Below are 14,036 nucleotides of genomic sequence, written 5' to 3'. Positions count from 1 at the left end.
CGTATGAAGGCATGGGTTTCCCTTGGGAAGCCGTGCCATATTTCGCTTGCGGATGAAGGTTTGGGTTACTAGTTTTGTTGCCATAAAAGTTCAGTAAAACAGGCGGGTAGATCAGTGGCAGATCAAAAATCGGTTCTTTTGGTGATCGGGGGCGGCATTGCCGCCTATAAATGTCTGGAATTGATCCGTCTGCTTGGCAAAAGCGGTATTCGCACCCGCGCCATCCTGACCCGCGGCGGAGAGCAGTTTGTCACCCCGCTGTCCGTATCCGCCCTGACCGGCGAGAAGGTTTATACGGACCTTTTTTCCCTGACCGATGAAGCCGAAATGGGGCATATCCAGTTGTCCCGCAGCAGTGATCTGGTGGTGGTGGCCCCGGCAACCGCGGACCTGATGGCGAAAATGGCCACGGGGCAGGCGTCGGACCTTGCCACAACCGCCCTTCTTGCCACGGATGCCCCGGTGATGATTGCCCCGGCCATGAATGTGCGCATGTGGGATCATCCGGCCACCCAGCGAAATCTTGAAACCCTCAAAAAAGACGGGGTTCTGGTGGTTGGGCCCGATGACGGCGATATGGCCTGCGGTGAATTTGGTCCCGGCCGGTTGGCGGAACCGGAAGCCATTTGTGCGGCCATCCGGGCGTTTTTCGACGGCGCAGAAAACAAGCCGCTGGCCGGACGGAAAATGATCGTTACGGCAGGCCCCACCCATGAACCCATCGATCCGGTTCGCTATATCGCCAACCGTTCCTCCGGCAAGCAGGGCTACGCCATTGCGCGGGCCTTGGCCAAGCTGGGGGCGGCGGTGACACTGGTATCAGGGCCGACCCGCCTGCCCGAACCGGAGGGCGTGACCTCTGTTCAGGTGGAATCCGCCAAGGACATGCTGGCCGCGACCGAGGCGGCCTTGCCCGCGGATGCGGCCATCTTTGCCGCGGCGGTGGCAGACTGGCGCGTGGCGTCTGCTGCGGACCAGAAGATCAAGAAACAGGACGGCGACCTGCCGGACCTGAAGCTGGCGGAAAATCCCGATATTCTGGCAACCATCAGTCAGTTGTCTGAAGGACGCCCGAACCTTGTGGTCGGGTTTGCCGCGGAAACCCAGAATGTGCTGGAGAATGCCCGCCTGAAACTGGGCCGCAAGAAATGTGACTGGATCATCGCCAATGATGTCAGCCCGGAAACGGGCACCTTCGGGGGCGATGACAACCGGGTGCATATCCTGAACGGTGAGGGCAACCAGACCCTGCCGCTGATGTCGAAAGAGGATGTGGCCACCGCACTGGCCGCCCGAATTGCCGAGTTCTTTCACGGTAAATAAAGTATTCACGGTGTCCGACCTTCCGCCGGTCTTGCCAAGACCGGGCCGGGACGCCTTCGGGCGATCCGACAGGCGGCGCCGTTCCATGTAAACCCTTGATCACGGGGAAAAATAGAATGACTGAAATCAAGTTCAAGCGCGCCGAAGGCAACAGCGATCTTCCCTTGCCGGCCTATGCCACGGCCGGGGCCGCCGGAATGGACCTGCGGGCCTTTCTGCCAGACGGGCCGCTGACCTTTGAACATGGCCAACTGGAACTGGTTTCAACAGGGTTTCATGTGGAAATCCCCATGGGAACCGAAATGCAGGTCCGGCCCCGTTCAGGAATGGCCCTCAAGCACAAGTTCATCATCCCGAACAGTCCCGGCACGGTCGATTGCGATTATCGGGGCATTGTGATGGTCGGCCTCTATTATCTTGGGAAAGACCCTTTCACGATCAATCATGGCGAACGGATTGCCCAAGCGGTATTCGCGGAATACAGACATCTTCCCGTGGTTGAGGTTGAGGAACTGTCTGATACGGACCGGGGCGCGGGGGGCTTTGGCTCCACCGGCGTCAAATAAGCCGTAAGCAGGTAAAAAAAACGGGCGCGGTGTCCTTGACCGACGATTGGAACACCACGCCCGGTAGTTGCTGCTTTCAGGGACGTCGCTCCTCCCAGGCGGGTCCGAGACAGGAGACTGTGGCATGAGATCCAACCCGGCAGCCCTATAGGCTCGGGCCGGGTCATACCGGTTTTCTGTCTCCTGAAACTCCTGATCGTAAAATGGGGGATCAAGCGTGTGCGTGTCTTTTTCCGCCACTTGTCCGATCAGGTCTTCCGGCAGCAGACCAGGCAAATGCACCAGATTTCATTTGCCTGATTCAGAGTGTGAAATTGAAGGGGAGGTTTGCGCGCCTGTTACGGATTGAACAGGGAGCTTACATTCGTGTGGCGGTCGAAAGACTGTATCCTTTCATAAAGGGTTTCATTTCCCGATGTTCCGGACCAGGCCAGACAATCTGTAAATTTCTTATGGGTTTCAGCGTCGGAAAGCGGACTGTCGATGCTGCCACGAACATGCCGGATTTCCGTGGTTACCTCTGCGCCGTTTTTCAATATTGCGGTTGCCCGGACGGGGTAATCCGCAGTTTTTGGTGTAAACTGACAGTCCTCGCGCACGAATTTGCCAAGATGCTGCCGGATTGCCTCTTCCTGAACGGCCTCGTCCGTGAAATGACCCAGTGACAGATATCCATGGGCGAGCAACCGGACGGCGGGATAGGAAAAACTGAACCGGGCCTCGCTTGCCGTTTTTGGGGTATCAAAGCGCAGATTGTGATGAAGCGGTGTTGGCAGATAGGCGGTAACCTTTTCAATATTGTCGAGGCTGATACCGTGTTCCTGTTTCAACATCTCGACGGCGTCAAGCGCCTTGTGGGCAGAACCGCAACAGGGGAACCTTTTGGCCATCAGCCCGTGGCTCTCGATGGCCCATGTGGCGCCAAGGCCGGCCAAGGCCTCTTCCGGTGGCGTTGAGGCCCCCGCTCCGAACAGGTCCCTAAAACCCCACTGACCGGTGAGGAAGTTCGTCTGGGCTTCAAGGCCGTGGCGGGCAAGGAAAGCCGCCTGTACCGCGTTATGGGCAGCAAATCCGGCATGGGTTGGCTTGGTTGTCGTCCCGAACTGGATTTTGGAGCCGCTGGCGAGGCTGAAGGCGATGCTCATGGCGGTCGTAATTTGCCCGGCTGACAGCCCTATCAGGGAGGCGACGGCCCCGGCGGTGCCAATGGTTCCCGTTGTGGCCGTGGCATGCCATCCGGCTTCGTAATGGTTTGGATTGACCAGTGCCCCGATCCGGGCATGCAGTTCAAGGCCGACCATATAGGCCTCCAGAATTTGCAGGCCACTGCTGTCGGTTGCCTGTCCGGCCGCCAGCAGGGCAGGGACCAGCACCGCCGTGGCGTGGGTCAGCCCGGGCAGGAAGTTGTCGTCGAAATCAAGGGCATGGGCCGCAGTTCCATTGACCAGAGCAGCTCCTGCCGGAGGTAGTGTTTCCTTGTGGCCAAGCACAAGGCAGTCCCCCCGGCCATGGCTTCGCAGGGTGGATTGCAGGACTGTTTCGGTCGCCGAATCCCGGGACCCGGCAAAGATACAGGCAATCCCGTCAGCAAGGGCGGCAAGGGCTCGTTTCCGAGCACTATCGGACTGGGGGCGGGAGTTTGAAGCAACCCAGTCGCCCAGTGTTACTGCCATGGAGCAAGTTTTGGTCATGATGTCTGTCCGTCAAGTTCCATGCTCACAAGGGCCATCCAGTAACGCACCCCGGTCAACAGGATGTCGTCGTTGAAGTCATAGGTATCGGAATGGACAAAGGGGCCGGGGCCGTTGCCAATCAGCATATAGGCGCCGGGGACCTCCTCCAGCATGAAGGCGAAGTCCTCGGAACCGCCGATGGGGTCTATATCCGTGGTGACGCGGTCATCTCCGGCCACATGCCGGGCCGCCTGGGCCGCGATGTCCACCTGATCCTGCCGATTGACGAGCGGCGGATAACGCCGAATGAACCTGAAGGCGGCCTCGCACTGGAAGGCGCGGGCGTTATGATCTGCAAGGCAGTGAAGTCGGTCTTCCAGCAGGTCCCGTGTTTCGGCAGTGAAACTTCTGGCTGTCCCCCGAATGAGAACATTGCCCGGAATGATATTCGGGGAATTGTAATCGCCTGCATGGATATGGCCGATACTGAGGACGGCCGCCTCACTTGAGGGAACATTTCGGGCGACAATGGTGGAAACGGTGTTGATAAAGGCACCGGCAGCGGTGATAGGATCCGTTGCGGTATGGGGCATGGCGCCATGTCCGCCCGATCCTGAAAACTCAACCTCCCAGGTGTCGCCAGCGGCCAGCATGGGACCGGACCGGATTGCAAAATCCCCGGTTGGCAATCCCGGTGCATTATGAACCGCATAAACGGCGTCACAGGGGAACATATCGAATAATCCTTCTTCGATCATGACGCGGCCACCCCCCTCGCTTTCTTCCGCAGGTTGGAAGATGAACTGAACGGTTCCCTTGAAATCCGGGTTTTTGGCCAGTAGGCGGGCGGCCCCCAACAGCATGGCCGTATGGCCGTCATGGCCACAGGCATGCATGACGCCCTGCTGGCAGGATTTGTGTTTGAAGTTGTTTTTCTCATCAATGAACAAGGCGTCCATATCAGCCCGCAACCCGATGGTTCGTCCGGGGCCGCGTTTTCCGTGCAGCGTTGCGACAATACCGGTTTTGGCAAGCCCCCGATGCAGGACCAGTCCCCAGCTTTCCAAAAGGTTGGCCACCAGATTACTGGTTCTTTCCTCCTTGAAGGCTGTTTCAGGATGACGGTGGATGTCCCGGCGCAGGGATTGCAGCCAGTTGGCAAATTCCTCTGAACCGATATCATCCGGGACAGACTTGATACTCATTGGTGACTCTCCGTTTTCACATGGCGACTGGCAAGAACAAGACGGGAAATTCCGTGCAGGATGACGGCCAGTGCAAAGATGGGAACGGCAAGGGCAATCCAGAATGTTGACATGTCGAAGGTATGGGCCTCCAGATGCCAATGCCGGAACAGGAAGCCTCTTTGCAGGTTCAGGTTCAATCCGACAAATGAATGCCAGAAGATGGGCAGAAGGAAGATTACGACACTCAGGGATCGTAAAAGGCCCGCAACCGCGTTCAGGACCGACAGCTTTTCAGAGGAAAAACTGACAAGCGCCGGATCCAGTTTCGTTTTGAAAGAGATGGTGGCCCCAAGCAGTCCAAGCCAGATCATGGCATAGCGCGCAGCCTCTTCTGTCCAGGGGGGCGGCGACGCGAAAATATATCGCGCCACCACCTGGATCAGGACAAAGAGGACCATCAACCCCAGACAGGCGATTGCGATCGAACTCAGCATCCGGTCGAGCCGGTCACTTGCCGTGACAACAAGATTGGCCATTCTTGACATGGGTGTCCCTTCTCCGCTTTCGGCCTTACAGGGCCGCTTTCATCAGGATGGCCACATTTTCCTTGCCGACGATGAGTGGCCACAAAGGTTTGCTGGCTTCGACAAACTTGTCCCGTTCTCCCGGCTCTAGTGGTGAAATCTTGACCCCTTTTTCCCGCAGGATATCGCTGGCAAAGGCAATCCAGTTTTCTGTCCAGGCGCGGTTTGCTGCCAGTCCTCTTTGTACGCCATCATCAATGATCTTGCGGGTGTCGTCGTCCAGGCTGGCATACCAGTCCTCAGACAGCAGCACCGTGCGCGGGGACGGACCAATATTCATGGGGGTGAAATGCTTGAGGATATCGGTATGGCCAAACAGGGTCGCGGCGGCAGGCGGGTTCACATACCCGTCGGCAACGCCTGTTTGAAGCGCATTGGCAACTTCGGACCAGTCAACGATTGTGGCCTTGGCACCCCAGGATTCAAAAATCTTGAGTTGCAGGTTGTCCTTTGCGCGCACTCGGATATCCGAGAGATCGATAAATTTGGTGATAGGGTGCTGGGTATTGAAAATACCGGCCTGACCGCCCCGGAACGGGAAAGCTGCGAGCCGAATGCCATGGACGCCAAGATCGTCGTTGATCCGGCTGATCATGTTGCTTTTCTCGACAACCTCGTCGAAATGCCGATTGCCGTTATAGAGGAACGGCAGGTAGATCGCCTTGACCATGGGGGCCAGCTTGAACAGCAGGGCGGCATCGGCAAAATTGACATGCACAAGTCCCTGTGCGGTCTGGTCAAAGCGCTCTTTTTCCTTGCCGACAGAGTTGGATGGGTGAATGACGGTCTTGACGCCGTTTGCATTCAGGTGATCCGAGAAGGTTTTTGCGAAGACATATTCGCCGTTTTTCTTGATGTCTTCTGTACCGGACAGGGCAATTGAGACGGTTTCCGCCTGCACGGGCAGGGCAAGACCGACAAGAGCGAGTGTCGCGTATAGCAGTTTTTTCATGGTGCTTTTCTCCACAGTGTTAGATCAACGGCTTATCAGTCCCAGAGCTTCGGGAAGCGCGAGGCTGATGTCGGGAACAAGGATCAGGGCGGCGAGCAACAGCAGTTCCGCCAGCAGGAAGGGCAGGACCGCACGGACGAGCTGCCAGTAGTTGATTTTCGTCACCGTGGACAGGATCAGCAGGACCCCGCCAAGCGGTGGTGTCAGAAGACCGATGGTCAGGTTGAAGCCGACAATAATCCCCATATGCGTCGGATCCACCCCAAGTGCGAGGGCCGGCGGGATGAGCAGTGGTCCCATGAGGGCGAGGGCTGCCTTTACATCCATGATCATTCCGGCCAGCAGGAACAAAACGTTGAGGACCAGAAGGTAGCCGGTTTTGCTCAGTCCCAGTTCGGTAATCTGTGCCGCCAGTTTCTGAGGTATCTGCTCTATCGAGGCGAGATATCCCAAAGTGGCGATTGCTACGAGGATGACAAAGATGGCCCCGGTCAGGGCCGCCGTCCGGTGCATGGCTTCCCAGACATCGCGAAGCGGCAGTCCGCCATAATACCGTCCGACCAGATAGGCTGCGAGAACGGCAAGGCCGGCAGCCTCGGCAGGGGTCATGAAGCCAAACAGGATGCCGCTGAGGATAATCACCGGCAGGCTGAGCGAGGGCAGCGCATGCCAGAAGGAAGGGAGCACGCGGGGACGTTCTGCCTCTTTTCCTCCGGGATGACCCAGGCGGTGCGCCTGAACGGTATTGATGACAATCAGCACACCCGCCAGCAGCAGGCCCGGCACGACACCTGCAGCAAACAGGGCGGTGACGGATGTATTCATCAGGGCGCCATAGAAAATCAGGATGATGCTGGGAGGAATGATAGGGCCGATGATGGAGGAGGCAGCAGTGATGGCGGCCGCGTAGTCCCGCTTGTATCCCTTGCTTTCCATGACCGGCACCAGAGTGTTGCCGAGGGCACTGGCATCCGCTGTCGCCGACCCGGAGATCCCGGCAAAGAAGACGCTGGTGAGAATGTTGACATGGCCAAGCCCCCCCTTGAAGCGTCCGAGAAGGGACAGGCTGAAATTGACAAGGGCCTGGGCAATGCCGCCCCGGTTCATCAACTCGCCAGCAAGGATGAACAGGGGCATTGCCATAAAGGCAAACATATCAAGCTGACTGAGGACCCGCTGGGGAAGTGCAGCGAGATATCGGATATTATCCGTCGCGACAAATCCCAGCACCGCCGTTGATCCGATCAGATAGGCGATGGCGGCGCCACCGAAAAGAGCCAGAATGAAGAATATGGTTACTGCCAATACGTGCATGCGTACCTCCCTATGTTGACAATGACAGAAGCAGTGGCATAAAAAAACAGACAACTTTTTCTAATTGTATAGCTTTTTGCTATAAGCTTGGAGAACCCGTTACAGATGAAAGCCTTAACCCTTCAACGTATTGAAATATTCAAGATGATTTACGAGACGGGGAGCATTACCGAGGCGGCTCGCCGTCTTGGTTTGGCGCAACCGACCGTCAGTCGGCATCTGAGCTATTTTGAAAAGGCCCTTAAACTCAAGTTGTTCACCAATGAGCGTGGACGGATCAAGCCGACCTGGGAGGCGCACAGGCTGTTTCGGGAATGCGATGGCATGTTTGAACGGCTTCGGCATATTGAATTGACCGTTAATGACTTGCAACGGGGAGAGAATGAAACTTTCCGGATCATGGTCGCCTCGACGATGGCAAATATGCCCATTCTGGCCAACGCCCTGCAGCGGGTCTGGTCCCACCGGCCCCAGCTCAAGGTTGTTGTTGATATCGGATCCAGCCATGCGCAGGTGCAGGCCCTGCGGGAGGGGCTTGTGGATCTGGGGATCGCCGGTCCTGTCGCGATGCATCCGGATATCCGGGTCAATGTTGTTAGCAAGATTCCGGTTGTCGCTCTCGTCCCTGCGGATCATGAGCTTGCCGGAAAGCCCAGTCTGAGTTTTCACGACTTTGAGGGGCGTTCGACCGTCCTGTTGGCCAATACAGGCCCGATCGGTGAATTGATCGAGCAGCAATTCGAGACGTTGGCGGTGACACCGGATGTCAGGGTTCAGGTCATGGCCCCCACCCTGATCCCGTCCTTTAGTAAATCCCTTCGATGTTGCGCCCTGATTGACAGTATGACGGCCCGGTTCATGGCACCGCAACTGGGATTGTTGATCAAGCCGGTTGAGCCGTCCCTCACTTTCAATATTCACACCTTGCGGCGTCAGGACAGTCCGGACCGACAGATTTTCGAACTTTTTGCCAACGCCCTGCACGCTGAAGTGGCGCCGATAAGTTAGGGAAACAGCGTCAAGGCTGTCCAATATTGGTGCGACTTTTCCTGTTCGGGGAGCCGGGCATGGGGATGACTGGAACAACCGGGCGATGTGAACCTGATCACGGGATACTGGCAATATTCTGCTTTGACATCATAAATTGGGTGGACAATTATACATTCTACACGATAAAACTGGATTTTATTGTGATAGGCACTATTTGCGAGGTATAACTTGCGCGGGTGCTGTCTCGTTGAGTGGGTCGGATCAGAAGGTTGGAGCAGACGGCCAGTCGGTAAAAACAGGAATCAGGACTTATGTTACATCTACCCAAGAAAATGCTCTATGCGCTGGAGGCGGTCGTTGATATTGCGTTCAATGCCCGGCCGGACCCGGTGCAATCCAAGGAAATCACCCAGCGTCAGGGCATTCCCCAGCGGTATCTTGAGCAGGTCATGCAGCAGCTGGTTCATGCCGGCATCCTGAAAGGCGTACGGGGACCGCGGGGCGGTTATCGTCTGGCGCGGGAACGGCGCCGCATTACGGCCGGGGATATCGTCCGGGTCATCAGCGAGGGCGATGGCGACAATGAAACACAGATTTTTTCCTCGGAAATCGGTCAGAAAGTGGTTGGTCCGCTCTGGCTTGAGGCGCAGGCCGTCCTGCTGCGGCAACTGGACAGCGTGACCCTTGAGGATTTGTGTCGGCAGGCCAACGAGGATTGCCAGACGGAAGCCCCGGAAGGGGAACCCAGTTTCGATATCTAGAGGGACCGGGGGCAGACCGGTCCGGGTTGTTTGATTAAAGCGGGCGGAAATCCCGTCCTTTCAATTCTGAATAATGGATATGATCATGAACAAGAATGAGCCACGCGGCAAAGTATTTGACAGCATTGTTGACACCATCGGGGCAACCCCGTTGGTGCGCATGCAACGGTATGGCAAGAACAAGGGTGCCAAGGCGGACATCCTGCTGAAACTTGAATTTTTCAACCCGCTGGCATCGGTCAAGGACCGCATTGCCGTGGCCATGATCGAGGCGCTGGAAGAGGCCGGAAAGATCAATGCCAACACCAAGATCATCGAGCCCACTTCCGGCAATACGGGGATTGGCCTGGCGTTTGTCTGTGCCGCCAAGGGATACGACCTGACACTGGTGATGCCGGAAAGCATGTCCATTGAACGGCGCAAGATGCTGAAACTTCTGGGCGCGAACCTGGAACTGACAGAAGCCGCCAAGGGCATGAACGGCGCCATTGCGCGGGCCAACGAAATGGTTGCGGAATATGGCGATGCCATTATCCCGCAGCAGTTTGAAAACCCGGCCAACCCGGCCGTGCACAAAGTCACCACCGCTGACGAGATCTGGGATGATACGGACGGCAAGGTGGACGCCGTGGTCATGGGCGTCGGGACCGGCGGAACGCTGACCGGTGTGGGCACCATCCTGAAAGGCAAGAACAAGGATGTCCGCATCATCGCGGTTGAACCGGAAGACAGCCCGGTCCTGAGCGGTGGTCAGCCGGGCCCCCATAAAATTCAGGGTATTGGCGCCGGCTTCAAGCCCAAGAATCTGGATGAAAGCCTGATTGACGAGGTCCTGACCATCGGCAACGAAACCGCGTTCGAGACCGCCCGCGCCGTGGCCCGCGAGGAAGGGATCCCCGTCGGGATTTCATCCGGTGCCGCCATTGCCGCCGCCCTTGAAGTGGCCCAGCGGGACGACATGGCCGGGAAAACCGTGGTTGTGATCATTCCGTCCTTCGCGGAACGTTACCTGACCACCGCCCTGTTTGACGGGATCTGACAATGAACCTGACCGACGATCAGCTTGACCGCTATGCCCGTCATATTGTCCTTCGCGAGGTGGGCGGTATCGGACAGAAGAAGCTGTTGCAATCCAAAGTGCTGGTCGTCGGTGCCGGGGGGCTTGGCTCCCCTCTGGTTCTGTATCTGGCTGCCGCAGGGGTCGGGACCATCGGCGTGGTCGATGACGACGTGGTCGATCTTTCCAACCTGCAGCGGCAAATTGCCCACGGAACCCGCGATATTGACCGCCTGAAGGTGGACAGCGCCCGCGATGCAGTGGCGCGGATCAACCCGGATGTTACTGTTGTTCCGTATGCGGAACGACTGACTGCGGACAATGTGGAACGGATATTCGGCGATTATGACCTGATTGCCGACGGGTCTGACAATTTTTCCACCCGCTTCCTGATCAATGATGCCTGTTTCTTCCTGAAAAAGACGCTGGTCTCGGCGGCCATGTTGCAATTTGAAGGACAGCTTTCCACCTATAAGGCCCATCAGGGGCCGGAGCATCCCTGTTACCGCTGTATTTTCCCTGCCCCGCCGCCGCCGGATGTGGCGCAAACCTGCGGCGAGGCCGGTATTCTGGGTGCCTTGGCCGGGGCCATGGGATCGCTTCAGGGGATCGAGGTCCTGAAGGAATTGCTGGGGATCGGGGACAGCATGTCCGGCAGCTTGCTGATCTATGATGCGCTGGCGACGAATTTCCGAAAAGTGAAGGTCCGGCGCGATCCGGGCTGTTCCCTGTGCGGGGACACACCGACCATCACAGGCCTTTCAGAATAAGTTTCGACCCCTGTTTTCCGGGGCTATCCGCCAAGGAAATAGGCGGACGCCACCGCGATGGACAGGGGCAGGGTGATCATGGACAGCAGGGTCTGGATCGTGATGATGGCGGCCATAACCTCGGCATCACTGCCAAGCTGTTTGGCAAGGGCGTATCCTGAACTGGCCGTCGGGGTGGCGCCATAAATCACCAGAACCACGGCGGCCATGCCATCCAGCCCGGTCAGCAGGATGGTGCCGACCATGATGGCGGGAAAAACCACCAGCTTGCACAGGGACGAGATGATCAGGGACCAGGTTTCCGCCCGGATGGCCCGGATATGCAGGCCCGCCCCCACACACAGCAGGGCCACCGGCAGGGCCGCCTGTGCCAGAATGCCCACCATTTCATGAAGGATTGGGACCGGCCCGATACCGCTCAGGTTCAGGGCAACCCCAAGCCCAATGGCCAGCAAAAGTGGATTGCGCGCCAGTTCCTGCACCAGTTTCCGTTTCAGGGATACGGTTCCGTTCCGCCCCTGATAGGTGACGAGGGCGGAAACGCAGAACAGGTTGGTCGGCGGCACCAGAATGGAGGTCGCAACGGCGGCCAGCAACAGGCCATCGGCGCCGAACAGGCTTTCCGCGGCGGCAAAGGCGATAAAGGTATTGTGCCGGGTTGCCCCCTGAAACAGGGACCCGCCCACTTGCGGAGAGATTTTGAACAGACGGGTGGCGATAACCGCGATGACGGCACAGGTGGCCAAGGCCCCCATCAGGGCAAGGGCATAGGTTCCCACCACCTCGCCGGTCAGCGGGGCGGTGGTGGTCCGGTAAAACAGCAGGGCCGGGAACAGCACCCAATAGGACAGCCGGTCTGCCAGCGGCCAGAACTGTTCGCCGGGGAAATGGTTGCGCCGCAGCACATATCCGAAAATAAGCAGCAGAAAGATCGGCAGGATGGAAAGAGAGATGGTCCACATATTGTTATTTTCCGGTTTTTGCGGGGCCGCAACGGGATTTTGTCCAGCCTAACAGGAGAACGAGGCGGGAGCATCCCCAAAAAACAGGGTCAGGCGGGATTTTTGAACAGGCTATAGACCTGTATCAGGGAGGGCAGGACCTGATGGCCCAGTTGCCGCACATCGGCGGAGGGCGCGACCAGATCGGGAATTTGAAAGACCAACATGTTGGCGGCATGGGCGGCCCGGACCCCGTTGTCAGAATCCTCAAGCGCCAGACAGTGTTCCGGGGCTGTCCCGATGCGCCGGGCGGCGGTCAGGTAGATTTCCGGGTCCGGCTTGCTTCTGGTGACCTGATCCCCGGACACCACAAAGCGGAACTGATCGATGATGCCCGCATTATCCAGCTTGCGGAGGGCTACCCTCTGGCCCGACGAGGTCGCCACCGCACAGGGAATGCCGCTGTCCTGCAGGTGAGAGAGAAGGCGGCGCACCCCCGGTTTCAGGGGAACCGGCTTGACCACGGCCTCCTCGTGATAGGCGTCCTTCCAGGCGGTCATGAAGGCGGACCCCGGAAAGGCCGGAATATTTCGGGTCAGGATGCCTTCGGTGTCCTGAAGGTTGCGGCCAAGGCAGGTATCATAGAGGGTCTGGTTAAAGCGGATGTCGAACAGGCTGCAGGTGGCCCGGAACGTTTTCAAGGCGATTTTCTCCGTTTCCAGAAGCAATCCGTCCATATCGAAAATCACGGCATCCCGCACTGTCATATCCTCCTTGTTACAATGACAGGCCACTTTGGGATATTTGGTTGCGGGATGCAACATTCTGGACAGGGTAGGGTGATAACGGTAAATCTTTTGAAAACAAAGCAACTTGGGGGTGCAATGAAAAACGCGTTTCTGATCGGTATGCTGGGGGTGACCTGCCTGATCGCACCGGCTGCTGCGGAAGACCTGAAGGGCGTCCGGGAGAAATTTTGCAACAAGGTGGTTCAATGTCAATTGGAGACGCGGTGGTACAAGAACCTGTCTGCCGAAGGTCGGGATCTGTTGACTGCGGAAAAATTCGATCGCTGCTATCAGGATAGCGGCGAGTTTACAGCGACCGTGATTCCGCTGGGTCAGTCACTGAATACACTGGTCTGCCTGGGCAGTACTGCCAACATGTCCTGTTCTGAAATTCATAAGAATCAAGACTTCGATACGCTGTCGCCTGAATGTCAGGCCATCCAAAAAGCATGGGAGATGCATAAGAAAGCGGCAAAGTAATTCGGCCCGCCCACAGGATCACAACCCATTGAGAAAGGCCGCCCCGGCAAGAGGCGGCCTTTCTTGTGCCCGGTCAGAAGATCTGTCCTGCAAGCCTCTTCGGTGCGGCGTGGTGTGCTTCATACCCTCTTTTTTCCGGTGGCAGGCCGCTTTGGGCGGAAAACCCGCAGGAGGCAACATTCTGGACAGGGTGGGTCTATAAGGGTAAATAGAATAAAGATAAAACAACTTGAGGGTGCAATGAGAAACGCTTTTCTGATGGGAATGCTGGGGGTGGCCTGTCTGGTCACACCGGTTGCGGCGGACGACTTGACGGACGCCAGGGAACTATACTGTAAGAAGACGGCGCAATGCAGTCTGGAGGAACGTCCGAATTACCAGAGCCTGAGCTCTGACCAGCAGGGGTTGCTGTATGATACGGTCTTCGATTTGTGTGAGGCCCACAGCGCCGAATTTGAAAAGGTTCTGGTGCCGCTGGACCTGACGGCGGATATGATAACCTGCCTGAACGAGGTTGCCAGCAAGTCCTGCTCGGACATCAAGGAAGAACGCCGGGCCAATACCATGTCGGCGGAATGCAAGGCCATGCGGGATGCATGGAACGAGAACAAGAAGCCGGCAAGCTGATCCGGCCCGCCCACAGGATCATG

Annotated in this window: 15 protein-coding genes; 8 read left to right on the top strand and 7 right to left on the bottom strand. The window is 57.5% G+C overall.

The features are described from left to right. The first annotated feature begins 114 nt into the window (after positions 1 to 114). Entirely contained in the window at positions 115 to 1,323 is a 1,209-nt protein-coding gene (gene coaBC / locus FQB27_RS00585) for a bifunctional phosphopantothenoylcysteine decarboxylase/phosphopantothenate--cysteine ligase CoaBC (protein WP_169558936.1), read from the top strand. A 116-nt stretch (positions 1,324 to 1,439) separates the two neighbouring features. Further along, entirely contained in the window at positions 1,440 to 1,889 is a 450-nt protein-coding gene (dut, locus tag FQB27_RS00580) for a dUTP diphosphatase (protein WP_169558935.1), read from the top strand. 338 nt (positions 1,890 to 2,227) lie between these two features. On the opposite strand, the gene FQB27_RS00575 is transcribed toward dut, so the two are convergent. Genes FQB27_RS00575 through FQB27_RS00555 form a run of 5 tightly spaced genes read right to left on the bottom strand, consistent with a single transcriptional unit; the run spans position 2,228 to position 7,599 of the window. Next, positions 2,228 to 3,580 carry an MmgE/PrpD family protein gene (locus FQB27_RS00575; RefSeq protein ID WP_169558934.1) on the bottom strand — a complete coding sequence of 451 codons (1,353 nt, stop codon included), beginning with the start codon at positions 3,578 to 3,580 and terminating at the stop codon, positions 2,228 to 2,230. Then, entirely contained in the window at positions 3,577 to 4,767 is a 1,191-nt protein-coding gene (locus FQB27_RS00570; protein WP_169558933.1) for a M20 aminoacylase family protein, read from the bottom strand. Before FQB27_RS00570 ends, FQB27_RS00575 begins: the two co-directional genes overlap by 4 nt. Continuing rightward, positions 4,764 to 5,294, bottom strand: a complete 531-nt coding sequence (locus FQB27_RS00565) for a TRAP transporter small permease (RefSeq protein WP_169558932.1) — start codon at positions 5,292 to 5,294, stop codon at positions 4,764 to 4,766. Before FQB27_RS00565 ends, FQB27_RS00570 begins: the two co-directional genes overlap by 4 nt. A gap of 25 nt (positions 5,295 to 5,319) precedes the next feature. Beyond that, entirely contained in the window at positions 5,320 to 6,285 is a 966-nt protein-coding gene (locus tag FQB27_RS00560) for a TRAP transporter substrate-binding protein (RefSeq protein ID WP_169558931.1), read from the bottom strand. A 24-nt stretch (positions 6,286 to 6,309) separates the two neighbouring features. After that, positions 6,310 to 7,599, bottom strand: a complete 1,290-nt coding sequence (locus FQB27_RS00555) for a TRAP transporter large permease (protein WP_169558930.1) — start codon at positions 7,597 to 7,599, stop codon at positions 6,310 to 6,312. 105 nt (positions 7,600 to 7,704) lie between these two features. Here FQB27_RS00555 and FQB27_RS00550 point away from each other — a divergent pair, with 105 nt between their 5' ends. The 4 genes from FQB27_RS00550 (at position 7,705) to moeB (ending at position 11,177) form a co-directional block, all read left to right on the top strand. After that, positions 7,705 to 8,607 (top strand): LysR family transcriptional regulator, encoded by a 903-nt coding sequence (locus FQB27_RS00550; protein WP_277345997.1) that lies wholly within the window; start codon positions 7,705 to 7,707, stop codon positions 8,605 to 8,607. 293 nt (positions 8,608 to 8,900) lie between these two features. Then, positions 8,901 to 9,350, top strand: a complete 450-nt coding sequence (locus FQB27_RS00545) for an RrF2 family transcriptional regulator (protein WP_169558928.1) — start codon at positions 8,901 to 8,903, stop codon at positions 9,348 to 9,350. An 85-nt stretch (positions 9,351 to 9,435) separates the two neighbouring features. Continuing rightward, positions 9,436 to 10,389, top strand: coding sequence for a cysteine synthase A (cysK, locus tag FQB27_RS00540; protein ID WP_206374136.1), 954 nt, complete (start codon positions 9,436 to 9,438; stop codon positions 10,387 to 10,389). A gap of 2 nt (positions 10,390 to 10,391) precedes the next feature. Beyond that, the gene (gene moeB, locus FQB27_RS00535; RefSeq protein WP_169558926.1) at positions 10,392 to 11,177 is read left to right on the top strand and encodes a molybdopterin-synthase adenylyltransferase MoeB; all 786 of its coding nucleotides are present in this window, start codon (positions 10,392 to 10,394) and stop codon (positions 11,175 to 11,177) included. A gap of 23 nt (positions 11,178 to 11,200) precedes the next feature. Here the strand turns inward: moeB and FQB27_RS00530 are convergent, their stop codons facing one another. Both FQB27_RS00530 and FQB27_RS00525 read right to left on the bottom strand, forming a co-directional pair. After that, positions 11,201 to 12,139 (bottom strand): AEC family transporter, encoded by a 939-nt coding sequence (locus FQB27_RS00530; protein WP_169558925.1) that lies wholly within the window; start codon positions 12,137 to 12,139, stop codon positions 11,201 to 11,203. 89 nt (positions 12,140 to 12,228) lie between these two features. After that, entirely contained in the window at positions 12,229 to 12,885 is a 657-nt protein-coding gene (locus FQB27_RS00525; protein WP_169558924.1) for an HAD family hydrolase, read from the bottom strand. Between the two features lie 117 nt (positions 12,886 to 13,002). On the opposite strand from FQB27_RS00525, the gene FQB27_RS00520 reads away from it, so the two are divergent. Next, positions 13,003 to 13,386, top strand: coding sequence for a hypothetical protein (locus tag FQB27_RS00520; RefSeq protein WP_169558923.1), 384 nt, complete (start codon positions 13,003 to 13,005; stop codon positions 13,384 to 13,386). 240 nt (positions 13,387 to 13,626) lie between these two features. After that, a complete protein-coding gene (locus FQB27_RS00515; RefSeq protein WP_169558922.1) occupies positions 13,627 to 14,013 on the top strand; it encodes a hypothetical protein in 387 nt (128 codons plus the stop codon). Positions 14,014 to 14,036: the final 23 nt, after the last annotated feature.

Source organism: Sneathiella chinensis, assembly GCF_012720115.1.
GTDB classification, from domain to species: domain Bacteria; phylum Pseudomonadota; class Alphaproteobacteria; order Sneathiellales; family Sneathiellaceae; genus Sneathiella; species Sneathiella chinensis.
Note: the sequence above shows the minus strand (reverse complement) of the source record. Positions and strands in the feature narration are given on the sequence as shown.